The organism is Pigmentiphaga litoralis, from assembly GCF_013408655.1.
Classification (GTDB): Bacteria; Pseudomonadota; Gammaproteobacteria; order Burkholderiales; family Burkholderiaceae_B; genus Pigmentiphaga; species Pigmentiphaga litoralis_A.
On the sequence record NZ_JACCBP010000001.1, the window covers coordinates 3,640,758 to 3,665,700 of the forward strand.

The window sequence follows — 24,943 nt, forward strand, 5'->3', positions numbered from 1 at the left end:
AACCGCTGAATACCGGTTGCTATCGTTTAATGCGCCGCGGCTTCCGGGGTCCGCACGTCTTCCCCGATGGCGCACCGCACCGCGTCTTCCACCGTGTCGAGCAGCACGAACTCGAGCTTCTCGCGGGCTTCCCCCGGCACGTCTTCCAGGTCCTTCGCGTTGCGCCGGGGCAGCATGACGGTCTTGATGCCGGCACGCAGCGCGGCCAACGTCTTTTCCTTCAGGCCGCCAATCGGCAGCACCTGCCCGCGCAGGCTGATCTCGCCCGTCATCGCGACGTCCGAACGGATCGGCTTGTCGCTCATCAGGGACGCCAGCGCAAGATACATCGCAACCCCTGCGCTGGGACCATCCTTGGGTGTGGCGCCCGCCGGCACGTGCACGTGGATGTCGATTTTATCCATCGAATCCCCGCGCGCCGCCTTGACCAGCGTCAGCGCCGCCTGCACCGACTCCTTCATCACGTCGCCCAGCTGACCGGTCAGGATCAACCGCCCGGTGCCCGGCACCTTGCTGGCTTCGATGAACAGGATGTCGCCACCCACCGGCGTCCATGCCAGACCGGTCGCCACGCCCGGCACGCTGGTCCGCAAGGCCACTTCGTTTTCGAAGCGCTTGCCGCCCAGGATGCCTGGCAGGTCATCCGCCGTGATCGTCACAGCCGCCCCTTCGCCTTCGGCCACCTGCATGGCAGTCCGGCGCAGTACCGCACCGATCTCCCGTTCCAGGCCCCGCACGCCGGCTTCCCGGGTGTAGTCGCCCACCAGCGACGCAATGGCATCGTCGGTCACGGTCACCTGTTCCGTCGTCAGGCCATTCGCCTTCAGCTGGCGCTCGACCAGATAGCGTTTGGCGATCTGGATCTTTTCTTCCTCGGTATAGCCAGGCAGCTGGATGATTTCCATCCGGTCGCGCAGCGGGCCGGGAATCGTGTCGAGCACGTTCGCGGTGCAGATGAACATGACGCGCGACAAGTCGAAGTCGACGCCCAGATAGTTGTCGCGGAATTTGTGGTTCTGTTCCGGATCGAGCACTTCGAGCAGCGCACTGGCCGGATCGCCATGGAAGCCACCCGCCCCCAGCTTGTCGATCTCGTCCAGCATCAGCACGACGTTGCTCGTGCCGGCACGACGCATCGCCTGGATGATGTTGCCCGGCAACGCGCCCACATAGGTGCGGCGATGGCCACGGATTTCCGCTTCATCATGCAGGCCGCCCATGGCCACCCGCTGGAAGGCGCGACCAGTCGCGCGGGCGATCGATTGCCCGAGCGAGGTCTTGCCGACCCCCGGCGGACCCGAGAAGCACAGCACCGGGCTCTTGCCTTCCGGATTGAGCTTGCGGACAGCCAGATATTCCAGGATGCGGCGCTTGATCTTGGGCAAGCCGAAGTGGTCGTCATCCAGCACCTGACGGGCCTGGCCGATGTCGATGGGTTCCTGCGGTTCGACCTTCCAGGGCAGCTCGGTCAGCCACTCCAGGTAGGTGCGCACCGACGAAGCTTCGCCGCTGCCATCGGCCATGCGTTGCAGCCGCTTCAGTTCCTTTTCGGCGTGCTTGTGGATGTCTTCGGGCATGCCGGCGGTATCGATCGCGGCGCGCAACGCCTCGACTTCCTGCGCCGATTCATTGCCTTCGCCCAACGCCATCTGGATCTGCTTGAGCTGTTCGCGCAGCATGTGTTCACGCTGACGCTCGTCGAACTGCGCGCGCGTCTTGTCGCCGATTTCCTTCGACAGCTTCAGCACTTCGACACGTGCCGACAGCGCGGCGATCACCTTGTCCAGGCGACGTTCGAGATCGAAGGTTTCCAGGATGTCCTGCTTCTCTTCGCTCTTGACGTCGACCAGGTTCGCGACCATGTCGGCCAGCGCGGCGGGCGAGTCGATGCTGCGCACCACCCCCGCGAGTTCATCGGGAATGTGCGGCAGAAGGCCGATGGCTTCGATCGAGCGTTCCTTCAACTGCAGGAAGCGGGCATCGATGTCCTTGCCCTCGCCCTTGGGCTGCTCGATCATGGCGACGCGCGCCACCAGGAAGGGCCAGCCTTCCAGGAATTCGAGCACCCGGAAACGCGACTGTCCCTGCACCACGAGGTGATGGGTATCGTCCTGGCCCGTGATGTAGCGCACGATCGGGCCGGCCGTGCCGACCCAGTACAGATCGGACGGCGACACGTCGGTCGTCATGGGATCGCGCTGCAACAGGAAGCCCACCTGATGCTCGTTCTTGACGGCTTCCTGCGCCGCGGCGACCGCGGTGGCGCGATGCACTGTCACCGGCGACAGCACGCCCGGAAACAGCACGGACGCGCGCAGCGGCACGATGGCGATCGCGTCCGTGGGCAGACGCTTGTAGGCGCCCTGGGCTGGCGTGGGTGCGGCGGCTGCAGCCCCGGTATGGGGGCCATCTTCACCCGTCCGCAGGTCCTGCATCGGAGAAACATGGATCATGGATTTACCTTTACCTTGGTCAGCGTCAGCAGCAGGCACCCGTCGGCCCATTCAGGGGGAGAAGGGTTCAGTGCGTGGAGAGGCAATGCGATGCGTCGCTCGAAACGGCCGTAGGGAATTTCGATGCGGTGGATACGTGCCGAACGGGGCGCCGGAAAACGGCGCACGCCCGACACGGTGATCCCGTCGGGATCGAAACCGACGACGATGCCCGATGCCGGCACGCCCGGGAGGGCGATATGGATCAGCACTTCGTTGGCGGTTTCCACGACATCGACTGGGGGTTCCCAACAGCGGCCTTCGGCCGGCCCGTTCTGGAAGAACTGCCGGTGCAGGCGGTCGGCCTGCTCAAGCAGCGACAGGGCATCGCCCCACATCCAGGAACCCAGGTCTCGTGATCTCATGGCGTTCGTACCTCTTGCGTATAGGCACTACATGGCGATGCGCGGAGGGCTTTCAAGTGGCAGCCGACGGATGAGGCAAAAGCACCACACGGCGGCCTGCTGGCGGAACGGGCGCCAGGCATACAGCATGCTGAACGGCAGTGTGCTGACAGTCAGCATGCGTTCCATCAGCACACTGACGAGCAGACCTTGCCGGAGAAACCGCCATGCCTCGCACGACCGCCACCACTAACTTGGGCCACCCTGCGGCCCCTCGCGCTTCGAACGCAAAAGGTGTCGCAAATCACGCGCCCGCATCAAGCGGAAAGGCCGTGACCGCGAATGACGGAACACCGATCGAGATCCTGCCTGATCAGCAACCGTCGCGGCTGGCCGACTGCCGCCGCTGCGGCCTGTGGCACGACGCAACGCAAGGCGTGGCCGGCGCCGGGCCGAAGCACGCGCCGCTGATGATGGTGGGCGAGCAACCCGGCGACAAGGAAGACCTGGCGGGCGAACCCTTCGTGGGCCCCGCCGGCGCGATGCTGGACGCGGCGCTGAAAGAAGCCGGCGTGCCGCGTCATGATGTCTATGTGACGAACGCGGTCAAACATTTCAAGTGGGAACCGCGCGGAAAGCGGCGCATGCACAAGACCCCTGCGCAAAAAGAAATTGCCGCCTGTCATTACTGGCTCGAGCAGGAACTGGACGATGTCGGGCCGCGGGTGATCGTGGCCCTGGGTGCCACGGCATTGAAGTCGGTGCTGTCGCAGCGCACGGCCACCTTGCAGAGCGTGATTGGCACCGTGATCGAGCACGACGGCCGGCAGGTGGTGCCGACCTATCACCCGTCGTTCGTGCTGCGCGCGCCCGATGAAGACACGCGACAGCGTGCCTACGGCGCGATCGTGGAAGCGTTGAAGGTGGCGTATCGGGCGGCGGGCAAATGAGCGTGGGGCGACGTGCCGGCGTCCTGCCCCGTGGCGGGCAGGCACAGGCTGACCGTCAGGCCAGCGCCATCGTCACGGTTGCGGGCCGACACCTTCCCGCCATGCCGCCGCACGGCTTCGGCCACAATGGCCAGGCCCAGGCCGACGCCGCCCGAGTTGCGATCCCGGGCCGCCGCCACGCGAAAGAAGGGCGCAAAAATGCGGTCCAGATCCGCTTGCGGCACACCGGGGCCACGGTCGGCAATGTCGACGCAGACCCAGGCGTGGACCGGCCCCGGTTCTTCCTTCAAGGTCACCACCACTTCCGATCCCGACGGCGAAAATCGCAGCGCGTTGCGCAGCACGTTTTCAATCGCACTATGCAGGGCGACAGCATCGCCGTGCAGGCACAGCGGCCGGGACGCGCGCACCACCCGCACGCCGACCTGACGCGTGCTGGCTTCGAAGCGCGCATCGTCCACCACGCGATCCACGATCGGATCCAGCACCAGCGCGTGCAGCGTGCCGCTGCGTGCTTCCAGGCTGGCCGACTCCAGAATGCGGCGCGTCATCTCTTCCAGGAATGCACATTCCCGTTCGATCCGGTCCAGCTGCACAGGTAAACGCTCGCCGCCCCGGCGCGCCAGGCCCAGGGCCACTTGCAGTCGGGCAAGCGGCGACCGCAGTTCGTGCGAGACATCCCGCAGCAACGTTTCTTTCATGGTGATCAGATCGCGGATGCGCTCGGCCATGGTTTCCACATCACGCGCCAGCACGCCCACGTCATCACGCCGGGTCGACGCCGTGCCCATCGACAGCGGCGTCAGATCGCCGGTGGCCAGGCGCCGCACACCCACCTGCAGATCGCGCAGCGGCAGCACCAGATACCGCGCCAGCCCATAGCAGACCAGCCCGCTCACGGTCAGCGCAAAGATCAGCAACAGCCACGGCAGATTCGGATGACCGAAGTCGCCGAAGCCGGGCGTGAACATGGGATCGAAGATGAGTTCGTAGCGGGTGCTGTCATTCAGGTAGAGCCGGCGGATGTTCCACCACGCCTGCCGATGCGCGGCGCGCAGGGTCGACTCGGGCTCCATGCCTTCGACGTAGCCGGGGTCATCGACATAGCGTCGCACGGTGCGGGCGCGATAGGCCTTGATGCGATCGTCGGCCAATTCGGACAAGTCCCGCGACAGCAGGTCTTCGTTGCGTTTATCAACGATGTAGACCGCCAGCATCGGGTGCTCGTTTTCGGTTTCGCGGATCCAGGTGCGCAGGCCGGGCAGGCCGTCAGCCAGCGCAATCGCGCGCGCTTCGGTGGCCAATGCCGATGGGTCGATCGCGGCCAGGGCTTCGCTGCGGCTGGCTTCGGCGCGGGACATCACGACGATCACGCCCGTCACGATCAACCCCATCGCCAGCCAGAAGCAGACGACGATGCGCAGGAACAGCGAGTTCACGCCAGCGGCCCGGGCATCGATGCCCCCGAGGTCAGCACATACCCGAAACTGCGCAGCCCGCGGATCTCGGGCACCGAGGCATCCGGCGCATTGGCCAGGTCGGCGGCACGGCGCAATTTGCGGCGCAGATTGCTGACGTGCGTATCCAGGCTGCGGTCATAGGCTTCCAGGCTGCGGCCCAGCGCCAGCTCGGTCAGGTATTCGCGGCTGACCGGCGTGCCGGCCTGCCGCACCAGCATGTCCAGCACGCGCAGTTCGGCCGCCGTCAGGCCCAGGTCCACCCCGGCCAGCGTCGCGCGCTGCAATGAGGGCACGACCCGCAAGGGGCCATGCGCCGACGCGTCGGGCTCGGCAGGCATGTCGCGTGACGGCGCCTGCGTGCGCCGCAACACGGCCCGGATCCGCGCCATCAATTCCAGGGGATCCACCGGCTTGCACAGGTAGTCATCGGCGCCCAGTTCCAGGCCCGAGATGCGATCGGCCGCGGCAGTGCGCGCCGTCATCATGATCACCGGCACCTGCGACCGCCGCCTCAGGGTCTGCAGCAACTCGAAGCCGTCGGCCCGCGGCAGCATCACGTCCAGCACCACCAGGTCGAAAGGCTGCTCCAGCAGCAGGCCCAGCGCCGCCACGCCATCGTGCGCCAGCGTGACCGCCTGCGTTTCGTCGCTCATGAATTCGACCAGCATCTGCGCCAGCTCGACGTCGTCTTCCACCAGCAATATCGACAACGGCGTGGCGGGGGACGGCCCGCCGTCGGCAGTGTGCGGGTGACCGGACACCAGGGCGGCCTGTGGCCGGAGTGCGACGGGAGGGGGATGGAAAGCGGGAGTGGACATCAAGAAGTCAAAAGATAGCCAAAGTTGGGAACCTGCCGGACAGACAACGCGCGTGAAACCGTATAGTAAATCAGGTTAGCAACCATTCTCATTTAGATCCATAGGTAACGTCGGAAATCTCCGTACTTTTCAAGAGTTGTCGCATGCCCTCCCCTGTTTCCCGTTTTTCCGCTCCTTCTGTCCTGAGCGTTGCGCTCATTGCCGCCTTCGCCGCTCCCCCCGTTCTTGCGCAGACTGCGTCACCCAACCCGGTCACCCTCGACAGCGTCGTCGTGTCGGCGTCCGGCTTCGAACAGGACATCAAGGAAGCGCCCGCGTCGATCACTGTGGTCACCAAGGAAGAGCTGGACAGCGGCGCCTTTCGTGACCTGACAGACGCGCTGCGCAACGTGGAAGGCGTGAGCGTGACCGGCGCGGCGGCGCAGCAAGGCGGTGGCGGCTACGACATCAGCATTCGCGGCATGCCGGGCGCGTACACCCTGATCCTGGTCGACGGCCGCCGGCAGAACACGCGCGAAGCCCGCACCAACGGCAACGCAGGCTACGAAGCGGGCTGGATCCCGCCGCTGGAAGCGATCGAACGGATCGAAGTGATCCGCGGCGCCATGTCGTCGCTGTACGGATCCGACGCGATGGGCGGCGTGGTCAACATCATCACGCGCAAGGTCGCAAAGAAGTGGGGCGGCTCGGTTCGCGTCGAAGGCACGCTGCAGGAACGGTCGGCCTCCGGCAATTCGGGCGGCACCAACTTCTACCTGAGCGGCCCGATCAAGAACGACCTGCTGGGCCTGGCCCTGTTCGGCGGTTACTTCAACCGTGCCGAAGACGAGATCCTGTATGGCTTTAACCGCGCCGAGAACACCAACCTGAACGGCCGCCTGTCATTGACGCCGAACAAGAACCACGACATCGTGCTGGACCTTGGCCGCAGCCGGCAGGACGTGTCGTACCACCGCGGCGAGTCGGTCACCGCCACGACGGCATCGGGCCGCAGCCTGAACCAGCGCGACAACATCGCGCTCACGCATACGGGCCGGTATGGCGACCTGGGCACGTCGACCGTGTCGATCTACCAGGAAGAATCCTATCGCCGCAATTTCGACCTTGAAACCGGCGCGGTGCCCGCCTCGCCCAACAAGTTGCGCAACACCGTGCTCGACGGCAAGTGGACCCTGCCGCTGGGCAATCACCTGATGACCATCGGCGGGCAGTATCGCAAGGAAGCCTTCACCGCCAACAACTATGTGGGTCGCGAGTGCATCCGCAACAATCCGGCCGACCCGTTCTTCAACTGCGTCGCGACGGGCACGCCGAACAACAGCAGTTCGTACCGTGCGATCAACGTGGCGGACTCGAAGCTGTCGACAACGATCAAGGCCGTGTTCCTGGAAGACGAATGGCGCCTGACCGACCAGCTGATCCTGACCGGCGGCGTGCGGCTTGATGACCATGAAATCTTCGGCCGCGAAATTTCGCCGCGGGCCTATGCGGTCTACAACCTGAACGACGAATGGACCGTGAAGGGCGGCGTCTCGAAGGGCTACAAGGCGCCTTCCGCGCGCGACATCCTGCCGGGCTATGCGCTGTCGTCCGGCGGCGGCAATGGCGGGGGGTCCATCGTAATCCGGTCCAACCCCGACCTGCAACCCGAGACCAGCATCAACCAGGAAATCGGCCTGCAGTACGGCAAGCGCGGCGGCATCTCGGGCGGCGTCACGCTGTTCAACAACGACTTCAAGAACAAGATTACCGAGATGACGCTGCCCGGCGTGGTCGATCCGAACTTCCCGGGCGCCACCATCCGTTCGCGCGTCAACGTCGGCGCCGCCGTGATGCGCGGCGTCGAAGCCAACCTGAAATGGCCGGTGACGCGCACCGTGTCCTTGCGGGGCACGTACACCTTCATCCGGTCCAAGATCACCGACGATCCGGTCAATGGGCAGACCGGTCTGCAACTGGCGGGCACCCCCAAGCAGGTGCTGAGCGCCACTGTGGAATGGAAGCCGAACGACCGCGCCACCGGCTGGACCCGCCTGCTGGCTTACGACCAGCAGATGAAGCTGAACCGCACCAGCGCCGTGCCGACGATCTCGCCAGGCTATGCGCAAGTGGACCTGGGCGGTTCGTACAAGTTGACGAAAGCAACGACCTTGAGCGCCGCGATCTACAACCTGGGCGACAAGCGCCTGGACTACGACATCGCGAACCAGTACATCGACGGCCGCCGCCTGTGGCTGGCCATGAACATGACCTTCTGACATGACGATGCCTACCGCCACCGACGACGGCCTTGCACCGGCCCTGCTTGCGACTGCCACGGCAGATGCCGGGCCGCCGGCAGCGGCGCACGCCAAGCGCGCCACGCCGGCCAAGGCCCCTGCACCGCCGGTGTTCCGATACCGCCTGCAGATTGCGTCGCGCGCCGCGGCCGCGATATTCGGCGGCTACGCACTGGGCGCCAGCACGGCCACCGTGCTGGCCGCGGTGCTGCCCCTGCCGCGCGTCGACGCCGTGCTGCTCGCCACCATGCTGGCCTTCATCGTGCACGCCGTTGCCGCGATGTGGGCCTTTCGTTGCTCCAGCCTGACCCGCTTGTGGGTGGGCCTGCTGGCGCCGTCCGCCGTGTGCTGGGCAATCGCCCACTACTTTCTCTGACAGGGTCGCGCCATGCGCATCGATGGTAAATCCGAAGGTCTGCGGCAGGCGATGTCGTGGTTCCACACCTGGTCGGGCCTGCTGCTCGGATGGCTGCTGTACGCCGTTTTCCTGACCGGTACGCTGAGCTTTTTCGTGGATGAACTGAACGCCTGGATGCGGCCCGAACTGCACCGGTCGGTGCCTCAACCCGACACGGCGCAACGCGCGCTGGACGGCATGGCGCGGCTGGCGCCGGACGCGACGACGTGGACCCTGGGCCTGCCCACGGAACGGCAGAACGCGGTGGAAGCATCGTGGCGCAAACCCGGCGCCGCAGCCGGTCGCGCAGGCACCGAGCGCGCCATGCTCGACGCCGCCACCGGCGACCCGATCACGGTGCGCGACACCCGCGCCGGCAGCTTCCTGTATCGCTTCCACTTCGAACTGCACGCCATGCCGCGCGTGTGGGGACGATGGATCGTGGGCATTGCGACCATGGTCATGTTCGCGGCGATCCTGAGCGGGGTCGTCACGCACAAGAAGATCTTCATCGACTTCTTTACCTTCCGCCGCAACAAGGGTCAGCGATCGTGGCTGGATGCGCACAACGCCACGGCCGTGCTCGCGCTGCCCCTGCACATCGTCATCACGTTCAGCGGTTTGCTGTTGCTGATGAACATGCTGATGCCTTTCCCGAAGGATGCGGTCTACAAGGGCGACAACGCGGCGTTCTTTGCGGAGTTCCGTGGACAGGCCCTGGCGGCGCAAGGGCAGGCAGGGCAAGGCGGTGGGGGCCAAGGTGGCGGCGAAGCACGTGGGGGCCAAGGTGGCGGCGAGGGCCGTAGCGGCGGCGGCCGGCGCGGCAACGCGGCCGCGGCTGACGGCCCGGTGCCCCTGACGCCCATCGCCCCGCTGATGGCGCAGGCCCATGCGGCCTGGCCCGACCGCGAGGTAGGCACCATCGTCGTCACTCGCCCGGGCACGCCGACCGCCCGCATCGAACTGCGTGAAGACGGCGGCCGCAATCTGACCGAACGGGGCGGCAGCCGCAAGCTGGTGTTCCATGGCCGCGACGGCACGCTGCTCGAGCAGGACACACCGCCGCCACCCTCCGCCATCCGCGCCACCTACAACGTCATGACCAGCCTGCATCTGGGCCGATTTGCAGGCCCGGCCATGCGCTGGGCGCTGTTCATCGGCGGAATCATCGGTACGCTGATGGTGGCAACCGGCATGGTGTTGTGGGTCGTTAAACGCCTGCCGGAACGCCGCAAGCTGGGCGCCACCCCCCGCGGCCATCGGCTGGTTGAAGTGCTGAACGTGACCGGCATCGCAGGCTTGCCCGTGGCCATCGGCGCCTACTTCTACGCCAACCGCCTGATCGACGCCACCTTCGCGCAGCGCAGCGCGTGGGAGATCAACACGCTGTTCATCGTATGGCTGGCTTGCCTGGTGCACGCCGCCGTGCGTCCGCATCGCAGCGCTTGGCGCGAACAATTGACGCTGGCGGCGGGGCTTTTTGTGTTCCTTCCAATATTGAACGCGCTCACGGGCGGCGCGGGCCTGACGGTCAGCATCCCGGCTGGCTTGTGGGCGGTCGCAGGCGTGGACGCGGCATGCCTGGTGATCGGCGCCTTGCTGGCCTACGCCGCGTATCGCCTGCGTGGCGGCGGTAAGGGCGCGGTCCCGGCAAAGACACCGGGGCGCAAGACTGACGGCGCGCGACGCGGCGCGGATGACGGTACCTCATCAAGCCGGCCGGACGCGGGCCCGGCTTCCGCCAGTGACCCCGCCATGGCGCGGACCGTTACGGCAGCGGCATCAGGTACGTCGCTGCGCAGCCCTGCCCGGACAGAGCCCTTGCCGGGAGCCGCATCATGACCGGCCTGGCGACTCTGCTGCTGTCCTACTCGGGTTTTGTCGGGCTGGCGTTGGCGATGGACCGGCATCAGGAACAGGCGGAACTGCCTGCCCTCAATAGCCGCCGCAAGATCGGCTGGCGTGTGCTTGGCTCTCTGCTGCTGGTGCTGGCGCTGATGGCGGCGATTCAGGCCGAAGGCACGTCGGTCGGCATCAGTTTCTGGCTCGGCATGCTCAGCATTGCCGGCATCGCCTGCGCCCTGATGTTCAGCTATGCCCCGCGCCGCGTGCTGTCGTCGGCGGCGGTCATTGGCGGGGCGGGAGTGCTGGCCTGGCTGAATGGATACGCGGGATAATGCAGGCAATCCCACCGAGCTGGCGGGTGCAGGTCGTACCGTAGTTGCGGGCCATACCGTCGTTACAGGCCATACCGCGGGCGGGGCCTGACGGGCCCGGCATTGGCCCTGCCTTCAGGCCGCCACCGCGTCCACACCGACCCACCATGCCTCGCCTGCATGCGGCTTGCCGATAGCCACGGCCTCGCCCATCCGCGGCGTGGTGACCTGCACGCCATGCTGCTTGCCCAGCGCCACGATCCGGTCATACGGTTCGTGCCAGTCATGGAATGCCAGATCGAACGTGCCGTTGTGGATGGGCAGCATCCACTTGCCGCGCAGGTCCAGGTGGGCCTGCAGGCTTTCTTCCGGCTGCATGTGCACACCAGGCCATCGGGCATCGTAGGCGCCCGTCTCCATCAACGTCAGGTCAAATGGCCCGTAGCGTTCGCCAATCTGGCGAAAGCCCGCCGAATAGCCCGTGTCACCGCTGAAGAACACCCGCGTGTCGCCATCCACGATGATCCACGACGCCCATTGCGTACGATTGCCATCCCGCAGCGTGCGGCCGGAAAAATGTTTGGCCGGACCGGGTACGAAGCGGATGCCATCCACCTCGGTCTCTTCCCACCAGTTCAGCTGCCGCACCTTTTCTGCCGGCACGCCCCACGCAATCAGCCGGTCTCCCACGCCACGGGGCGTCAGGAACACATCCGTCTTTGGCGCCAGGGCCTGGATGCTGGCGTAGTCCAGGTGATCGTAATGGTCGTGCGACAGGATCACGCCGCGCAGCGGCGGCAGGTCCTTGATCGCAATCGGCGGCGCATGGAAACGCTTCGGGCCGGCCCACTGAATGGGCGACGCGCGCTTCGAAAACACAGGGTCGGTCAGCCAGAATCCGCCGCGTAACTTGAGCAGCAGCGTGGAATGCCCGAGCCGGTATACGGTGTGATCGGGCGCGGCCAGCAAGGCCGCCGCCGTCAGCGTGTGGACCGGAATCCGGCCTGATGGCCGGGTGGTGCGCGGCTTGGCAAAGAACACCTTCCACATCAGCTTGAGTGTATTGAACAGCCCCGCCTGCACCGGGCGCTGCGGGACCCGCGCGCGCAAGGCGGCCAGCGGGGAAACGACGGGAGAAGGCGTATTCGACATGGACAGGACAGCTCCGGAATAGGGTGTGACAGGCAGGCAGGTCTTTCCAGGAAGGACCCTGGCCGCCAGGCACAAAGTACACTGCACGGTGTAGTTTATTGAGTGTAGAGAACGCGGCTCAAAAAGTAAACTGGCCAGTGTAAAATTCGTGACCCGACTGTGAGTGTCGTGGTCCGACTGTGAGTGACCTTTTCCCCGAAGCGAACGTTCCCCGATGACCGAAGCGCCCCGCCTGACCGACCGTAAACGCGATGCCATCCTGGCAGCGGCTATTGCCGAGTTCCGCGCGAACGGCTTCGAGGCCACCAGCATGGACCGGATTGCCCTGCGGGCGGAAGTGTCCAAGCGCACCGTCTACAACCACTTTCCGAGCAAGGAAGCGCTGTTTGCCGACATCCTGGTGCAGCTGTGGAATGTGAGTGCGCCCGAGCGGGAACTGGCGTATCGCAGCGACCTGCCGCTGCGCGGTCAATTGCAGGAACTGCTGGCCGCCAAGCTGCGCATGCTGAATGACACGCACCTGCTGGATCTGGCCCGGGTCGCCATCGCGGCCGCCATTCATTCGCCCGAGCGGGCGCAGAGCATGGTGGCGCGGTTGGGGGAAAAGGAAGAAGGCCTGCTGGTGTGGCTGCGTGCCGCGCAAGACGATGGCAAGCTGCGCGGGGCCGATCCGGCATTCGCCGCGCAGCAGCTGCATGGCATGCTCAAGACCTTCGGATTCTGGCCCCAGGTCACGATGGGTGAACCGCCGCTGTCGGCCGAACGCCAGCAGGTCGTCGTCGCGTCCACGGCAGATATGTTCCTGGCGGCGTACGACCGGGCAGAGCGGGAGTAAGGCGGCTCGGTCTCAGCCCCGCAACTTCCCTTAGCGCCGCAACTCCAGGATGTCGAATTGCGATTCTTGCGGCGGCAGCGGCAGTTCCAGGCGCAGACGATCACGCGCCACCGGAATCAGATAACCCACATCGTTATGGTGCGTGTCGGGACCGTAGCGGCGGACCGGCTCCCCGCTCACGCTGCTGGCGCCGGCATAGCCCAGGCGCGTGCCGCCCACGTCGTAGAAGGTGCCCGCAGTGCGTTGAGACCCCGTCAGCTTTTCCAGCCGCAGCCCGGCCGAATCGTCGGTAATGCGGCAGCGGAACCAGGAATAGATCGTCAACGGCAGCAGCCCGCCCAGCTTCAGGGTGCGGCATCGCCACTCGCCCGCCATCTCGGCCGGAGCCACAGCCATTGGCTTGCCCGCCAATACCTTTTTCAGTTCGGCCACATCGCGCGGCGCGCCCTGGGTCTGTGCGGTCTGGATCGCCTGCTTGCGGGTCGCATCAAAGGCGTCCAGCCGCTGGCGGTCGGCGCGTTCAAGGCTGTCGGGGAAGGGGCCGGTCGCCTGCGCGGGGGCGGCAATACATAAGGCACCGACCACTGTCATGGCGATGGTCAGCGACGCGAGCCTGCCGAGCGGCCGAGCGCCAACCGGCTTGCAGGCGACCCCTTGCCGCGGGCCTTGGAAATATCGTGTCGACATGGGCGCTCCAGCAGAGTGAGTGCCGGCCAGCATACCAAAGGGCCCCGGACGCCATCTGCAAAAAGGCAGACGGCCGGCGGGCACCCTGCCCCGCCGGCCGTCCGAATACATAAGGTCCAGCTTATCTTTGATAGATAAGCCCGACCTTATCAATCCAGGCTGATCTTCAGGTCCTTGATCAGCTTGTGCCAGATCGCCGTCTCTTTTTGAATCAGCGCGGCGTATTCCTGCGGCGTGCCGCCCACGGGTTCAACGCCAAATTCCACCAGCTTCTTGCTGACTGCCGGGGTGTGGATCGCGGCGGACACGTTCTTCTGCAGCGTCGCGATCACCTCGGGCGGGGTGCCCGCCGGGGCGACCATGCCAACCAGCGCGGCGGCTTCGACGTTGGGCACGCCCAGTTCGGCAAAGGTCGGCACGTCGGGCAACTGCGGCAGGCGCGTGGCGTTGGCCACCGCGATCGGGCGCACCTTGCCGCCCTTGATGAATGCATTGCCAGCGGCCAGGTCGGTCATCATTGCGGCCAATTGCCCGCCGGCGACATCGACCAGGGCCGGTGCGGCGCCGCGATAGGCGATGTGCAGCATGCGCAGGCCGGCGCGTTCCTTCAGCAATTCCATGGCCAGGTGATGCGGACTGCCCGCCCCTGCCGATGCATAACTGAACTTGCCGGGCGCGGCCTTGACCTTGGCCATGAAGTCCTTGGCGTCCTTGATGTCGGTGGTCTGGCCTACCACCAGGATCATCGGGAAGCGGCCCATCAGGCTGACCGGCGCCAGGTCGCGCAGCGGGTCATAGCTGAGCGACTTGTACAGCGCCGGGTTGAAGATCAGCGTGCCGTTGTCGGCCGACAGTACTGTCGTGCCATCGTGCGCGGCCCTGACGGTTTCCACCGCGCCGATCGCCGTGTTGCCGCCCGGACGGTTATCAACGACAACGGTCTGCCCGGTGGTCTCGGCCAGTTGCGCGCCGATGGTCCGGGCCAGGAAGTCCGACCCGCCGCCCACGGCGTAGGGCACGATCCAGCGCAGGGGTTTGCCACTGGGGGCTTGCGCCCATGCACTGCCTGCCAGGACCAGTCCTGCCGCAAGTGCCGACGCTGACACTGCCAGCTTGATGAACGTTTTCAAAGGTGTCTCCGGATATTGTTATGGATCGAACTATTTTTTGATGGGATGCGCAGGCAGGATCGTTCCGGTGCAGGTGCCAAAGCCGACGCGATAGCCGTCCCCCTGGCACCAGCCGGTCAGGATCAGCTCATCACCATCTTCAATGAAGGTGCGGGTCTCGCCGCCGTTCAGGGTGATGGGTGTCTTGCCGCCTGCCGTCATTTCCAGCAAGGACCCGAGGGAATCCGGCGTCGCTCCGCTGATCGTGCCCGACCCCATCAGGTCGCCGACCCGGGTGTTGGTGCCCGACACGGTGTGGTGCGCCAGTTGCTGCGCCATCGTCCAGTACATGAACTTGAAGTTGGTGCGCGACAGGGTCGTGGCCGTACTCTGGTTGGCCGGCCGGATCGCTGCTTCCAGGTGCAGGTCGAAGGCATGGTGGCCTTCATGCTGCAGGTAAGACAGCGGCACCGGATCCTGCGGCGGCTGCGCGCAGCGGAAGGGTTCCAGGGCGTCCATCGTCACCACCCAGGGCGAGATCGTCGTGGCGAATCCCTTGGCATTGAAGGGGCCGAGCGGCACGTATTCCCAGGCCTGCAGATCGCGCGCGCTCCAGTCATTCAAGAGCACCATGCCGAAGATATGGGCCTCGGCATCCTGGCAGGCGATCGGGTCGCCCAGGCCGCTGGGTACGCCCACGAAAAAACCGGTCTCGAGTTCGATGTCGAGCCGCAGGCAGGGCGAGAACACCGGACGTTCCTGATCGGGCTTCTTGATCTGGCCATTGGGGCGGCGCACCGGCGTGCCGCTCACGATCACCGACGACGCGCGGCCGTTGTAGCCGATCGGAATTTCGAGCCAGTTCGGCATCAGCGCGTTCTTGGGATCGCGGAACAGTGCGCCCACGTTGGTGGCGTGTTCCCGCGATGAATAGAAGTCGGTGTAGCCGGGAATGTCGACGGGCAGATGCATAGTGGCTTGCGACTGCGGCACCAGGGCCGTCTGCCGCAAGGCCACGTCGTCACGCAGGGTCGCGTTGTCGTCGGACAGCAGCTGCGTCAGCTGGCTGCGCACGCTGCGCCAGACATCGCGTCCGGCTGCCATGAAGGGGTTGAGGGTGCGCTGTGCAAACAGTCCGGCTGGCACCTTCAACAGGCCACGCGTGTCCAGCACCGACAGATCCAGGATCTCGTCACCGATCGCGACGCCCACGCGGGGGTCGGCCGACGCGGCCGTGGTGAACACGCCGAACGGCAGATTCTGGATCGGGAAGTGGGAGTCCGCGCGATTGGCGGACGGGACCCAACTCTTGTGAGGGGTCGCGGGGGTGGCGGGGCTCATGGGGTCTCCGGAGTAAAGTGCCGTGCCAGGTCCTGCCAGCACTGGAAATAGTTGGCTTGCAATTGCGACGACGCCAGCGCGCGCTGGGTCGGCTTGATGATAGTGCGGGTCTCGAACATGAAGGCCATGGTGTCGCCGATCTTGTGGGGCGAGCGGGTGTCGGCATTCGATGCTTTTTCGAACGTGCCGGCGTCCGGACCATGGCCCGACATGCAGTTGTGCAGGCTGGCGCCGCCCGGCACGAAACCTTCGGCCTTGGCGTCGTAGGCGCCATGGACCAGACCCATGAATTCACTGGCCACGTTGCGGTGGAACCAGGGCGGCCGGAAGGTATCTTCAGCCGTCAGCCAGCGCGGCGGGAAGATCACGAAGTCCAGGCTGTCGACGCCAGGGGTATCGGTCGGGGCATGCAACACCAGGAAGATCGACGGATCCGGATGGTCGTAGGTGATCGAGCCGACCGCATTGAAGCGGCGCAGGTCGTACTTGTAGGGCGCGTAGTTGCCATGCCAGGCGACCACGTCCAGCGGCGAATGGCCGATACGCGCACGCCACAGGGCGCCACCAAATTTCGCGACCAGATCGAACTCGCCTTCCACGTCTTCATACGCGGCGTTGGGCGTCAGGAAGTCACGGGGATTGGCCAGGCCGTTGGACCCGATCACGCCCAGGTCGGGCAGACGCAACAAGGCGCCAAAGTTCTCGCACACATAGCCGCACGCTTCGCCATCGGGCAGCGTCACCCGGAAGCGGCAGCCGCGCGGGATCACGGCAATTTCCTGCGGCTCGATCGTGATGCGGCCCATCTCGGTATCCAGCACCAGCCGCCCCTGTTGCGGCACGATCAGCAGTTCGCCGTCGGCGCTGTAAAAGAAGCGCGTCATGGATTGGTTGGCGGCGTACAGGTGGATGGCGCAGCCGTCCATCGCATCGGCCGACCCGTTGCCCGCCATGGTGAGCAGGCCGTCCACGAAGTCCGTGGGCGCATCCGGCATGGGGAGCGGATCCCAGCGCAACTGATTGGGCGGGGTGGGCGGCACGCGGCCAAAATCGCTGACCAGGCGGCCATCGTCAGGCAAGGGCTCGAAGGGCAAATGCACGGCGGCGGGCCGGATCCGGTACAGCCAGGACCGCCGGTTGTGGCTGCGCGGCGCCGTGAAGGCGGTGCCGGACAGCTGCTCGGCGTACAGGCCATATGGCGCGCGTTGGGGCGAGTTGCGGCCCACGGGCAGCGCGCCTGGCAAGGCTTCGGTCGCGAATTCGTTCGCGAAGCCCGACATGTAGCCGGCGTCGGACGCAAAGCCGGCTGCAGGCTGGCGGGGCGAAGGGGTCGTGGAGGCGGGCGAGTTCATAGGCATCCTTGGTGAAAGGCGGCGCGGTGCAACGGCATCCGGGGCGGTCGAGGCAACCATGACAGCCGTCGCCCCGTTCGCGTGCGCCGCCGCGGGCACGGCCATTTGCAATGGTTGACGATATCCCCGATCACCCATGCACCCGCGCCGGCACATGCAGGAAGCCGCGAAAGCGCGCGCGGCCGCCGCGTACCGGGGGCGCCGTCAACGTGTAATCCGGAAAGCGCGCCAGGAAACGCGAGATCGCAATCGCGCCTTCCAGCCGCGCCAGCGACATGCCAGCACACTGATGAATGCCGCTGCCGAAGGCCAGGTGCCGGTTGGGTGACCGCGCAATATCGAAGCGGTCGGGATCGGGGAACTGTTCGGGGTCGCGGTTGGCCGCGCCGATACAGAGCGTGACCGACGTGCCGGGCGGCAGCGTCACGCCGCCGATCTCCACCGTCTCGGTCGTCATCCGGTTGCCCAGCTGATTCGAGCTTTCGAAGCGCAGCACTTCTTCGATCGCGGGCTTGATCAGGTCCGGCTCGGCAATCAGCCGCGCCTTCTGGTCCGGATACTGCGCCAGCGCGACCAGCCCGTTGCCGATCAGATTGGTGGTGGTTTCATGGCCGGCGTTGAGCAGGAACACACAGTTGTGCAGCAGCTCGGCGGACGTGAGCCGTTCGCCATCGGGCTCGCCCTGCAGCAGACGCGTCAGCACGTCATGCTCGGGATCGCCGGGCGATGCGCGGCGCTGCGCGATCAGCCCGTCCAGGTAATCCAGGAACTGGCGCAAGGCCGCGTTGCCTTCCTGCGCCGCAGCCGGCGTCACCACCGGTTCCAGCGCGCCCAGGATCGCCAGGGACCATTCGCGCAGCGGCTCGCGTTCGTCGTGCGGCACGTCAAGCAGATTGCCGATCACCTCGACGGGAATCGCCGCGGCAAAATCTTCGATCAGATCGACCTCGCCCTTGTCCGCCATGCGGTCCAGCAACGTGTCGACCAGGCGGATCAAACCCGGCTCCATCCCTGCTATGGCGCGCGGTGTCAGGGCACCCGCGATCAGCCGGCGCACGCGGGTGTGCAGCGGCGGGTCGTTAAAGACCAGGCTGGTGGTGTGATGCTCGAACAGCAGCGAATCGCCAAACTTGGGTTTGAACTCGACCTTCTTGTCGCTGCTGTAGACCCGTGTGCTTTTGTAGGCCGCGATCAGATCGGCGTAACGCGTCAGGAAAACGCCGCCGCCTGGCAACTGCTTGACCGGCGCGTGCTCGCGCAGCGCGTGATAGGTCGGGAAGGGATCGTCGTAGAACTCGGCCGGCAAATGGGCCAGGTCGAAGCTGTCGGCCAGAGCGCGCGGATCCGCGGCCAGGCTGGGGGAATTGCTGTGCATGTCTCGTCACCACGTCCTGGTGTTCGTCGATGGGTGCGCCGCTGTCTGGCAGCAGGTTACTTCTGACGTAATCGGTTTACGGCAAGAGTAATTTCAGACCTGTTGTCGCGTCAAGCCGCATTACGCATGGCGTGCTAGAGTTACGCCAGACGTAATCAACAAGAGCGATCCATGACCTCCGACACCAGCACCGAACTGCGCGGCGCGGGCGGCGTGCAAGCCCTGGAAACGGGCCTGTCCGTGCTCGACGCCTTTGCCGGTTTCGTTCGCCCGGCCATGCTCAAGGACATTGCCCATGCTGCGTCCATGCATCCGGCCAAGGCGCACCGCTATCTGGTCAGCTTCATCAAGTTCGGCTATGTGGAGCAGGACGCGCATGGCCGCTACAGCCTGGGCCGCAATGCCCTGCGCATGGGGCTGGCCGGGCTGGCGCAGGTCGATGCGATCCGGCTGGTCACGCCGCTGCTGGATGAACTGAGCATCACGGTCGGCGAAACGGTGCTGGCGGCAGTCTGGGGCAATCGTGGGCCGACCGTGGTGCAGTGGCGCGACTCGCCTCACCCGGTCACCGTCAATGTGCGGCCCGGGTCCGTCATGCCCTTGCTCGCGTCGGCCACGGGCCGCGTCTTTGCCGCGTTCCTGGACCCCGCCCTGACAGCGTCGCTGATTGCCGATGAACTGAAGGAACGCAAGGCCGCGCGGCTGAAACGTTTTCCTGACACGGCCAAGGACGTGAAGGAATTGGTGCGTACAGTGCGCGACAGCCATGTCGGGGTGGTGGTCGGGGATCTGGTGCCTGGCATCAATTCGGTCAGCGCACCGGTGTTCGATCATGACGGCCGCCTGGTGCTGGCCATTACCGCGCTGGGTAATGATGCCGTGTTCGACGCCGACCCGGCGGGTCCGATTGCCGATGCCGTGCGGCAGGCGGCGCGGACCCTGTCGGATCGGCTGGGGCATGGGGTGTTGCCGGACGCTTAGTCCGGCGAAGAGGCGGACGGGCGTCCGGCTGTGTCGGGTGCATGGGGCACATCGGGCGCTTGCGCCGGCGCCACCGGCACGTCCCGCAGCAAGCGTCCCAGGTGCCCGCTGTTGGCAAACCCCAATTCGGCGCTGACCTGCGCCAGCGACGCGCCGGCGGCCAGGTGCGCGCGGGCGGCGGCGGCAAGCAATGAGCGCCGCAGGGTCACCGGCGTCTGGCCGAATTCGGCCAGGCAGGCGCGCTGCAAGGTGCGCATCGTCACCCCCAGCCAGGATGCCGACTCGGCCACGGTGGGCAACGCTGCGCCATCGGCCAGCCGGGTCTCCAGCAGGGCCCGCCATCGCTGCGCCAGCCCCGCAGGCGGTGCGGCCGGGGCAGGCCTGACGCGGCTGCCCGACAGCTGCGCGATCAGTGCATGCACCAGCCCGGGCGCGGCCTCGGCCGACAGGGCAGGCATCCACAGCGCATCGAGCATGGCCTGTGCCGCACCATCCAGTTGCAGCACGCCCCCGGCTTCCCATCCCTGCACCCACTCGGGCGCCAGATACAGCTCGCCATGCTGCTGCAAGGCGCTGTCCGATCGCGTGCGATGCGCGACATGCGCGGGCAGCAGCAAGGCCTGGCCTTTGACGAGGCGGTCCTGCAGGGTGACGGGTCCGCCCCACGCCGTCAGCAGCGCACCCGCGCGCGGCCACAGCAGCATCGCGCAGTCGTGCGTGTGCCACCGGAAGGCGTAGCCCGGCTGCCGGCTGGCCGCGAGCGCATAGCCATCGCGAGCAATCAGGTCGAGCTTGGAAGAAAGCATCGTCATCGGTCCAGTATCGGCGCGCGGGGGGATTCGTGCAAGAACGGCCGCCGTGTCGCGTTCGGGATCGCCGGATGTCGCGTCCGGGTTGGCCGGCCAAGGCGGGGACACCTAGGATGAGGTCATCGAACAGGAGGTCCACATGCTTTGCAGTTCGCCCCTACAGTCGCCCCAAGCTTCCCCGCCCGGCCGAACGTCCAGCCGACTGTCTGCCCCGATATCCGCGCCAGCATCCCGGGCCAATCCCACGTTCCTTCCAACGCTCGCCATAGCCCTGGCCGCCACCTTTGTTCTGGCAGCCGTGCCCCTCCAGGCCCGCGCCGCGTGGCCCGACAAACCCATCACGCTGATCGTGCCCTTCCCGCCCGGCGGCGGCACCGACCTGGTGGTGCGGTCCCTGCAGGCCGGCCTGAGCCAGCGGCTGGGCCAGACCGTGGTCATCACCAACGTCGGCGGCGCGGGGGGCACCATCGGGTCGGCCCAGGCCGCCCGCGCGCGCCCGGACGGCTACACCGCCCTGGCCGTCACGACCAGCACGCATGCCGTGGCGGCCAGCCTGTACAAACAGCTGCCCTACGACCCGGTGTCGGACTTCAGCTATGCCGGCTTCATCGGCACGTCGCCCTATGTGCTGGTGGCCAACACAACCTTGAAAGCAAGCACGGTGGCGGATCTGGCTAAGGTGCTGAAGGCCAAAGGCAGCGGCAGCTACGCGTCGGTCGGCGCGGGCACCGTGTCGCATCTGCTGGGCGAAATGTTCGCGAAAGACGGCGGACTGACCCTGACCCACATCCCCTATCGCGGCGCGGCGCCGGCTTACACCGATCTGATCGGCAACCAGGTCGACATCCTGTTCGACAATCCCGTCGGGCTCGCCCCCTTCGTGCGCAGCGGCAAAATGACGGCGCTGGCCACCACGGCGCCCACGCCCATCCTGCCCGATGTGCCGACCTTTGCGCAGCAAGGCATGCCCGCCTACACGCAGCAACTCTGGTACGGTCTGGCCTTCCCGAAAGGCACGCCGGCCGATATCGTGACGCGCACCAACGCCGCGTTGAATGCCGTGCTGAACGATCCGGCGGTGGCGCAGGATCTGGCCGCCAAGGGCGTGGCCGTGCGCGCCGACACGCCCGACGCGCTGACGACCGCCGTGGCCCATGACGTCCCCTTCTGGGGCAAACTCGTCCGATCGATTGGAGTCCAGCTTGACTGATATGCCCGAACCCCGCGCAGGCGAAGCCGCCCTGCTTCGCGTTTTTGTGGACCCTGCGCAAAGCGGCGAAGGCGGCCGGGGCGGCAACCCCGTGCCCCTGGTGCTGGACGCCACCGGCATGAGCGCCGACGCGATGCGCGAGCTGGCCGCGCGGCAGGGTCATGAATCGTCGTTTGTGCTGCCGCCCGAAGACCCCGCCGCGCACGACTGGCGCCTGCGCTTTTTTGTGCCGGGCCACGAAATGGAAATGTGCGGCCACGCCACCGTCGGCACCTTGTGGGCGCTGCGCCAATGGGGACGATGGACGACGCCGCAAGCCCGCGTGCAGACCCTGAGCGGCAGCGTGGACGTCTCGTGGGACGCGGCTCGTGGCTGGGCCTGGGTGTCGCAACCCGCGGCCACGGTGCAGGCCCTGAACGACGACCAACGCGACGCGATTGCACGTGTACTGAACATTGACCCTGCCCTGCCCGGTCTGCACGTCGTCAACGCCAGCACCAGCCGCGTCAAGACCCTGGTGCGGGTGCCCGACGCGGCGACGCTCGACGCCATCGTGCCGGATCTTGGCGCGGTCGAAGCGCTGTGCGACGCCATCGGGTCGACGGGCCTGTACCCTTACGCCCTTGAAGCCACCGGCGCCACCGCGCGGCAGTTTCCCAAAAAGTCCGGCTACCCCGAAGACGCCGCCACCGGCATTGCCGCGGCGGCATTGTGGGGCTATCTGCATGCCCATGCCGACCGGCCCGTGACCTCGGCAAGCGACGCGCTCTTCACGGTGCGGCAAGGCGTGGCGATGGGCGCGCCGTCGGCCATCCAGGTCCGCACTCGCGGCGATGCGCCAGGCTGCTGGCTCAGTGGCGACGTGGAGTGGATGCGGTAGCCATCATGCGCACCAGCCATATCCGGTATGGCTGGGAAAGGATGGACAGCGCAGGGCGCGAAATCCTACCTTGAAGACTCCTCACCGCACCGGGAGTCACGAGCATGGATCGTCGAGAGGTATTGCGTTTTGGGATTGCCTGTTCGGCCTTGGGGCTGGCGGGGAAGGCAGGCGCGCAAGACGCCTTTCCGAACAAGATGATGAAGGTGGTGGTGGCCTATCCGCCAGGCGGCGTAACCGACTTGGCGGCCCGCCTGATTGCCGAGATCCTGACCAAGGAATACGGCAAGCCGGCCATCGTCGAAAACAAGGGCGGTGGCACCGGCACCGTGGCGCAGCAGTACATCCTGCAGCAGCCGCACGATGGCCATGTGCTGCTGTCGGGCGGCCTCGGCGGGCAGGTGCTGCCCGTGATCCTGAACCCGAACCTGCCGGTGAATCCGCAGACCAACTTTGTTCCGGTCGCGCAGCTGGCCGAATTCGTGAACGTGCTGGTGGTGGGCAAGGACATCAAGGCACAAAGCGTGGCCGAACTGATCGAGTACGCCAGGTCGCGGCCCGGAAAGTTGAATTACGCAACCAATGGCGTGGGCACCTCGGCCCACTTCACGTCGGAACTGCTGAACCTGCAGGCCGGCACGCAGTTCGTGCACATCCCCTACCGATCCAGTGGCGAGATCATTTCCGGCCTGCGCAATGGCGACGTCCATATTGCCTTTGCCAATGCGCCGACCGTGAACACGCTGGTGCAGGGCGGCACGCTGCGCGCGCTGGCGGTGACCAGTGCGCAGCGCAGCAAGGCGTTGCCCAACGTGCCGACCATGGTCGAATCGGGGCTGCCGGAATTCGTGGTGACCAGCTGGCTGGGTGCGTACGCGCCGGTCGGCACGCCACCCGACATCGTGAAAAAACTGGGTGATGTCATCGTCAAGGGCGCGCAGTTGCCCGAGAACGTGCAGCGCCTGGAAACGGCCGGCTTCCAGCTGGCCGTCAAGGACAGCGCCGCCTATGCGGACTTCAATCGAGACGAACTCACGCGCTGGAAAGACGTGGCCCGGCGCGCCAACATCCAACCGGAAAGCTGAACGATGAGCGGACACAATGCATTGAACGTGGTGGACCTGACGCCGGGTACCCGCCTTAGAACCAACGAAGGCGCCGTGGTCGAACTGGTGGAAAATCCGCGCGATGGCGTGTGGCTCATCTGCAAGACCCTGGAAAACGCCGCGGACCCGGACTCGGTATCCGAGGTCGAACAGCCGGTGTTCGCCCAGGACATCGTGGGGCTGGCGGAGGAATGATGACAAGGTCGTCCCACCTAGGGCAAGGCGCTAGGTCATGACACCAGCTTCATGACACCGGCTCCGAGCGCGGACAGGGGCTGCCGATCTTGCGCAGGGTCGCCCCGATCTGCAGTTCGGCAATCTGTTGACGCAGCCAACTATTGCCCGGGTCGTGGTGATAGCGGGCATGCCAGAACTGGCGGATACGCGTCAGCGGCGTGGGGAACGGCAAGGGGCACCAGCGCACGCCGATCGCATCATCGATCGCCTGGGCAATCGCCTCGGTCACGGTCACGATGAAATCCGTCTGCGCCAGCAGCGGCGGCAGCACCAGGTAACGCGGCACGCTCAACGCCACCCGGCGCCGGTGGCCCTGCCGCGCCAGGTCGCGGTCGATCTGCAGGTCGGTTTTGTTGTTGGTGACAACCAGATGGTTGGCGGCCAGATATTCATCCATCGTGATGGCGTCGCCGGCCATCCGGAAATCGCGTCCCATCACGCACACGTGCTGGTCCACGAACAAGCCGGTCTGGTAGAAGCCGCTCTGCAATTCCTGCAGGTGGCCCACCGCCAGATCGGCTTCGCCGCTTTCCAGCGCGGCGCGGTACTGGTCACGATCCATCGCGCTCACATCCAGCCGCACACGCGGCGCGACCTGCTTGAGCCGCGCCATCAGCGGTGGCAACACCAAAAACTGGGAGAAGTCCGACATCAGCAGCGTGAACGTACGCCGCGCGGTGGCCGGATCAAAGGCGGCCGACTGTTCGAACGTGGCGCGCATCAGATCGAGCGCCCGCAGCACATTGCCCGACAGCGCCGTGGCGTACGGCGTGGGCTCCATGCCCGACGGCGTGCGCACGAACAGCGCGTCGCCGCACTGCGCGCGCAAGCGGACCAGCGCATTGCTCATCGATGGCTGCGACAGCCCGACGCGCTGTCCGGCGCGCGTCACATTGCGTTCAAGGTACAGCGCCTCGAACACCAGCAGCAGATTCAGGTCCAGCTTGTGCGCGTCGACGATGGCCATGCGCGT

At 66.2% G+C, this 24,943-nt stretch carries 23 protein-coding genes; 11 read left to right on the forward strand and 12 right to left on the reverse strand.

What is annotated here, in order from left to right; genetic code table 11:
- Window positions 1-26 precede the first annotated feature (26 nt).
- Window positions 27-2,453 carry an endopeptidase La gene (gene lon / locus HD883_RS16515; RefSeq protein ID WP_179583519.1) on the reverse strand — a complete coding sequence of 809 codons (2,427 nt, stop codon included), beginning with the start codon at window positions 2,451-2,453 and terminating at the stop codon, window positions 27-29.
- On the reverse strand, window positions 2,450-2,857 hold the full coding sequence (locus tag HD883_RS16520; RefSeq protein ID WP_179583517.1) for an Hsp20/alpha crystallin family protein: 408 nt from the start codon (window positions 2,855-2,857) through the stop codon (window positions 2,450-2,452). The genes lon and HD883_RS16520 overlap by 4 nt, the downstream gene beginning before the upstream one ends.
- 311 nt (window positions 2,858-3,168) lie before the next feature.
- On the opposite strand from HD883_RS16520, the gene HD883_RS16525 reads away from it, so the two are divergent.
- Window positions 3,169-3,786, forward strand: coding sequence for a UdgX family uracil-DNA binding protein (locus HD883_RS16525; RefSeq protein ID WP_373563385.1), 618 nt, complete (start codon window positions 3,169-3,171; stop codon window positions 3,784-3,786).
- Here HD883_RS16525 and HD883_RS16530 read toward each other — a convergent pair.
- On the reverse strand, window positions 3,732-5,225 hold the full coding sequence (locus tag HD883_RS16530) for a sensor histidine kinase (RefSeq protein ID WP_179583513.1): 1,494 nt from the start codon (window positions 5,223-5,225) through the stop codon (window positions 3,732-3,734). The genes HD883_RS16525 and HD883_RS16530 overlap by 55 nt on opposite strands.
- A complete protein-coding gene (locus HD883_RS16535) occupies window positions 5,222-6,064 on the reverse strand; it encodes a response regulator transcription factor (RefSeq protein ID WP_179583511.1) in 843 nt (280 codons plus the stop codon). Before HD883_RS16535 ends, HD883_RS16530 begins: the two co-directional genes overlap by 4 nt.
- Window positions 6,065-6,207: 143 nt before the next feature.
- Here HD883_RS16535 and HD883_RS16540 point away from each other — a divergent pair, with 143 nt between their 5' ends.
- The 4 genes from HD883_RS16540 to HD883_RS16555 are packed head-to-tail and all read left to right on the forward strand — an operon-like array spanning window position 6,208 to window position 10,917.
- Window positions 6,208-8,322 carry a TonB-dependent receptor domain-containing protein gene (locus HD883_RS16540; protein WP_179583509.1) on the forward strand — a complete coding sequence of 705 codons (2,115 nt, stop codon included), beginning with the start codon at window positions 6,208-6,210 and terminating at the stop codon, window positions 8,320-8,322.
- 1 nt (window position 8,323) lies between these two features.
- Entirely contained in the window at window positions 8,324-8,719 is a 396-nt protein-coding gene (locus HD883_RS27725) for an iron transporter (RefSeq protein ID WP_257022259.1), read from the forward strand.
- Window positions 8,720-8,731: 12 nt separating this feature from the next.
- Window positions 8,732-10,582, forward strand: coding sequence for a PepSY-associated TM helix domain-containing protein (locus HD883_RS16550; protein WP_179583507.1), 1,851 nt, complete (start codon window positions 8,732-8,734; stop codon window positions 10,580-10,582).
- The gene (locus tag HD883_RS16555; protein ID WP_179583505.1) at window positions 10,579-10,917 is read left to right on the forward strand and encodes a DUF3325 domain-containing protein; all 339 of its coding nucleotides are present in this window, start codon (window positions 10,579-10,581) and stop codon (window positions 10,915-10,917) included. Before HD883_RS16550 ends, HD883_RS16555 begins: the two co-directional genes overlap by 4 nt.
- A 114-nt stretch (window positions 10,918-11,031) precedes the next feature.
- Here HD883_RS16555 and HD883_RS16560 read toward each other — a convergent pair whose 3' ends face one another.
- Complete coding sequence (locus HD883_RS16560) at window positions 11,032-12,048, reverse strand: MBL fold metallo-hydrolase (RefSeq protein WP_179583503.1); 1,017 nt, start codon at window positions 12,046-12,048, stop codon at window positions 11,032-11,034.
- Window positions 12,049-12,262: 214 nt separating this feature from the next.
- Here HD883_RS16560 and HD883_RS16565 point away from each other — a divergent pair, with 214 nt between their 5' ends.
- A complete protein-coding gene (locus HD883_RS16565; RefSeq protein WP_179583501.1) occupies window positions 12,263-12,883 on the forward strand; it encodes a TetR/AcrR family transcriptional regulator in 621 nt (206 codons plus the stop codon).
- Between the two features lie 30 nt (window positions 12,884-12,913).
- On the opposite strand, the gene HD883_RS16570 is transcribed toward HD883_RS16565, so the two are convergent.
- The 5 genes from HD883_RS16570 to HD883_RS16590 form a co-directional block, all read right to left on the reverse strand.
- Window positions 12,914-13,570: a DUF4893 domain-containing protein gene (locus HD883_RS16570; protein WP_218863119.1), complete on the reverse strand. Its 657-nt coding sequence runs from the start codon at window positions 13,568-13,570 to the stop codon at window positions 12,914-12,916.
- 149 nt (window positions 13,571-13,719) lie between these two features.
- Window positions 13,720-14,700, reverse strand: coding sequence for a Bug family tripartite tricarboxylate transporter substrate binding protein (locus HD883_RS16575; protein ID WP_179583499.1), 981 nt, complete (start codon window positions 14,698-14,700; stop codon window positions 13,720-13,722).
- Window positions 14,701-14,730: 30 nt separating this feature from the next.
- Window positions 14,731-16,020 (reverse strand): fumarylacetoacetase, encoded by a 1,290-nt coding sequence (gene fahA / locus HD883_RS16580; protein WP_179583497.1) that lies wholly within the window; start codon window positions 16,018-16,020, stop codon window positions 14,731-14,733.
- Complete coding sequence (gene hmgA, locus HD883_RS16585) at window positions 16,017-17,300, reverse strand: homogentisate 1,2-dioxygenase (RefSeq protein ID WP_257022539.1); 1,284 nt, start codon at window positions 17,298-17,300, stop codon at window positions 16,017-16,019. The genes fahA and hmgA overlap by 4 nt, the downstream gene beginning before the upstream one ends.
- 202 nt (window positions 17,301-17,502) lie before the next feature.
- Window positions 17,503-18,747: a cytochrome P450 gene (locus HD883_RS16590; RefSeq protein WP_179583494.1), complete on the reverse strand. Its 1,245-nt coding sequence runs from the start codon at window positions 18,745-18,747 to the stop codon at window positions 17,503-17,505.
- Window positions 18,748-18,918: 171 nt separating this feature from the next.
- Between HD883_RS16590 and HD883_RS16595 the strand changes: the two genes are divergently transcribed.
- The gene (locus HD883_RS16595) at window positions 18,919-19,728 is read left to right on the forward strand and encodes an IclR family transcriptional regulator (protein ID WP_179583493.1); all 810 of its coding nucleotides are present in this window, start codon (window positions 18,919-18,921) and stop codon (window positions 19,726-19,728) included.
- Here HD883_RS16595 and HD883_RS16600 read toward each other — a convergent pair.
- A complete protein-coding gene (locus HD883_RS16600; RefSeq protein ID WP_257022260.1) occupies window positions 19,725-20,534 on the reverse strand; it encodes a helix-turn-helix domain-containing protein in 810 nt (269 codons plus the stop codon). The two genes, HD883_RS16595 and HD883_RS16600, sit on opposite strands and share 4 nt — an antisense overlap.
- Window positions 20,535-20,835: 301 nt before the next feature.
- Between HD883_RS16600 and HD883_RS16605 the strand changes: the two genes are divergently transcribed.
- From HD883_RS16605 to HD883_RS16620, 4 genes are all read left to right on the forward strand, one after another.
- Window positions 20,836-21,747, forward strand: a complete 912-nt coding sequence (locus HD883_RS16605; RefSeq protein WP_373563386.1) for a Bug family tripartite tricarboxylate transporter substrate binding protein — start codon at window positions 20,836-20,838, stop codon at window positions 21,745-21,747.
- Window position 21,748: 1 nt separating this feature from the next.
- Window positions 21,749-22,627, forward strand: coding sequence for a PhzF family phenazine biosynthesis protein (locus HD883_RS16610; RefSeq protein ID WP_179588513.1), 879 nt, complete (start codon window positions 21,749-21,751; stop codon window positions 22,625-22,627).
- A 104-nt stretch (window positions 22,628-22,731) separates the two neighbouring features.
- Complete coding sequence (locus HD883_RS16615) at window positions 22,732-23,712, forward strand: Bug family tripartite tricarboxylate transporter substrate binding protein (protein ID WP_179583490.1); 981 nt, start codon at window positions 22,732-22,734, stop codon at window positions 23,710-23,712.
- Between the two features lie 3 nt (window positions 23,713-23,715).
- Window positions 23,716-23,928, forward strand: coding sequence for a hypothetical protein (locus HD883_RS16620; RefSeq protein ID WP_179583489.1), 213 nt, complete (start codon window positions 23,716-23,718; stop codon window positions 23,926-23,928).
- 49 nt (window positions 23,929-23,977) lie between these two features.
- Here the strand turns inward: HD883_RS16620 and HD883_RS16625 are convergent, their stop codons facing one another.
- Window positions 23,978-24,937 (reverse strand): LysR family transcriptional regulator, encoded by a 960-nt coding sequence (locus HD883_RS16625; protein WP_179583488.1) that lies wholly within the window; start codon window positions 24,935-24,937, stop codon window positions 23,978-23,980.
- Window positions 24,938-24,943 lie beyond the last annotated feature (6 nt).

Bases quoted from the DNA above. Each gene is read 5' to 3' on its own strand.
- HD883_RS16555 (WP_179583505.1), top strand. From the start codon at position 10,579: ATGACCGGCCTGGCGACTCTGCTGCTGTCCTACTCGGGTTTTGTCGGG.
- HD883_RS16535 (WP_179583511.1), bottom strand. From the start codon at position 6,064: ATGTCCACTCCCGCTTTCCATCCCCCTCCCGTCGCACTCCGGCCACAG.
- HD883_RS16550 (WP_179583507.1), top strand. From the start codon at position 8,732: ATGCGCATCGATGGTAAATCCGAAGGTCTGCGGCAGGCGATGTCGTGG.
- HD883_RS27725 (WP_257022259.1), top strand. From the start codon at position 8,324: ATGACGATGCCTACCGCCACCGACGACGGCCTTGCACCGGCCCTGCTT.
- HD883_RS16600 (WP_257022260.1), bottom strand. From the start codon at position 20,534: ATGCTTTCTTCCAAGCTCGACCTGATTGCTCGCGATGGCTATGCGCTC.
- HD883_RS16520 (WP_179583517.1), bottom strand. From the start codon at position 2,857: ATGAGATCACGAGACCTGGGTTCCTGGATGTGGGGCGATGCCCTGTCG.
- HD883_RS16595 (WP_179583493.1), top strand. From the start codon at position 18,919: ATGACCTCCGACACCAGCACCGAACTGCGCGGCGCGGGCGGCGTGCAA.
- HD883_RS16590 (WP_179583494.1), bottom strand. From the start codon at position 18,747: ATGCACAGCAATTCCCCCAGCCTGGCCGCGGATCCGCGCGCTCTGGCC.
- HD883_RS16625 (WP_179583488.1), bottom strand. From the start codon at position 24,937: ATGGCCATCGTCGACGCGCACAAGCTGGACCTGAATCTGCTGCTGGTG.
- HD883_RS16560 (WP_179583503.1), bottom strand. From the start codon at position 12,048: ATGTCGAATACGCCTTCTCCCGTCGTTTCCCCGCTGGCCGCCTTGCGC.
- hmgA (WP_257022539.1), bottom strand. From the start codon at position 17,300: ATGTCGGGCTTCGCGAACGAATTCGCGACCGAAGCCTTGCCAGGCGCG.
- HD883_RS16610 (WP_179588513.1), top strand. From the start codon at position 21,749: ATGCCCGAACCCCGCGCAGGCGAAGCCGCCCTGCTTCGCGTTTTTGTG.
- HD883_RS16620 (WP_179583489.1), top strand. From the start codon at position 23,716: ATGAGCGGACACAATGCATTGAACGTGGTGGACCTGACGCCGGGTACC.
- HD883_RS16615 (WP_179583490.1), top strand. From the start codon at position 22,732: ATGGATCGTCGAGAGGTATTGCGTTTTGGGATTGCCTGTTCGGCCTTG.
- lon (WP_179583519.1), bottom strand. From the start codon at position 2,453: ATGATCCATGTTTCTCCGATGCAGGACCTGCGGACGGGTGAAGATGGC.
- HD883_RS16540 (WP_179583509.1), top strand. From the start codon at position 6,208: ATGCCCTCCCCTGTTTCCCGTTTTTCCGCTCCTTCTGTCCTGAGCGTT.
- HD883_RS16570 (WP_218863119.1), bottom strand. From the start codon at position 13,570: ATGTCGACACGATATTTCCAAGGCCCGCGGCAAGGGGTCGCCTGCAAG.
- HD883_RS16565 (WP_179583501.1), top strand. From the start codon at position 12,263: ATGACCGAAGCGCCCCGCCTGACCGACCGTAAACGCGATGCCATCCTG.
- fahA (WP_179583497.1), bottom strand. From the start codon at position 16,020: ATGAGCCCCGCCACCCCCGCGACCCCTCACAAGAGTTGGGTCCCGTCC.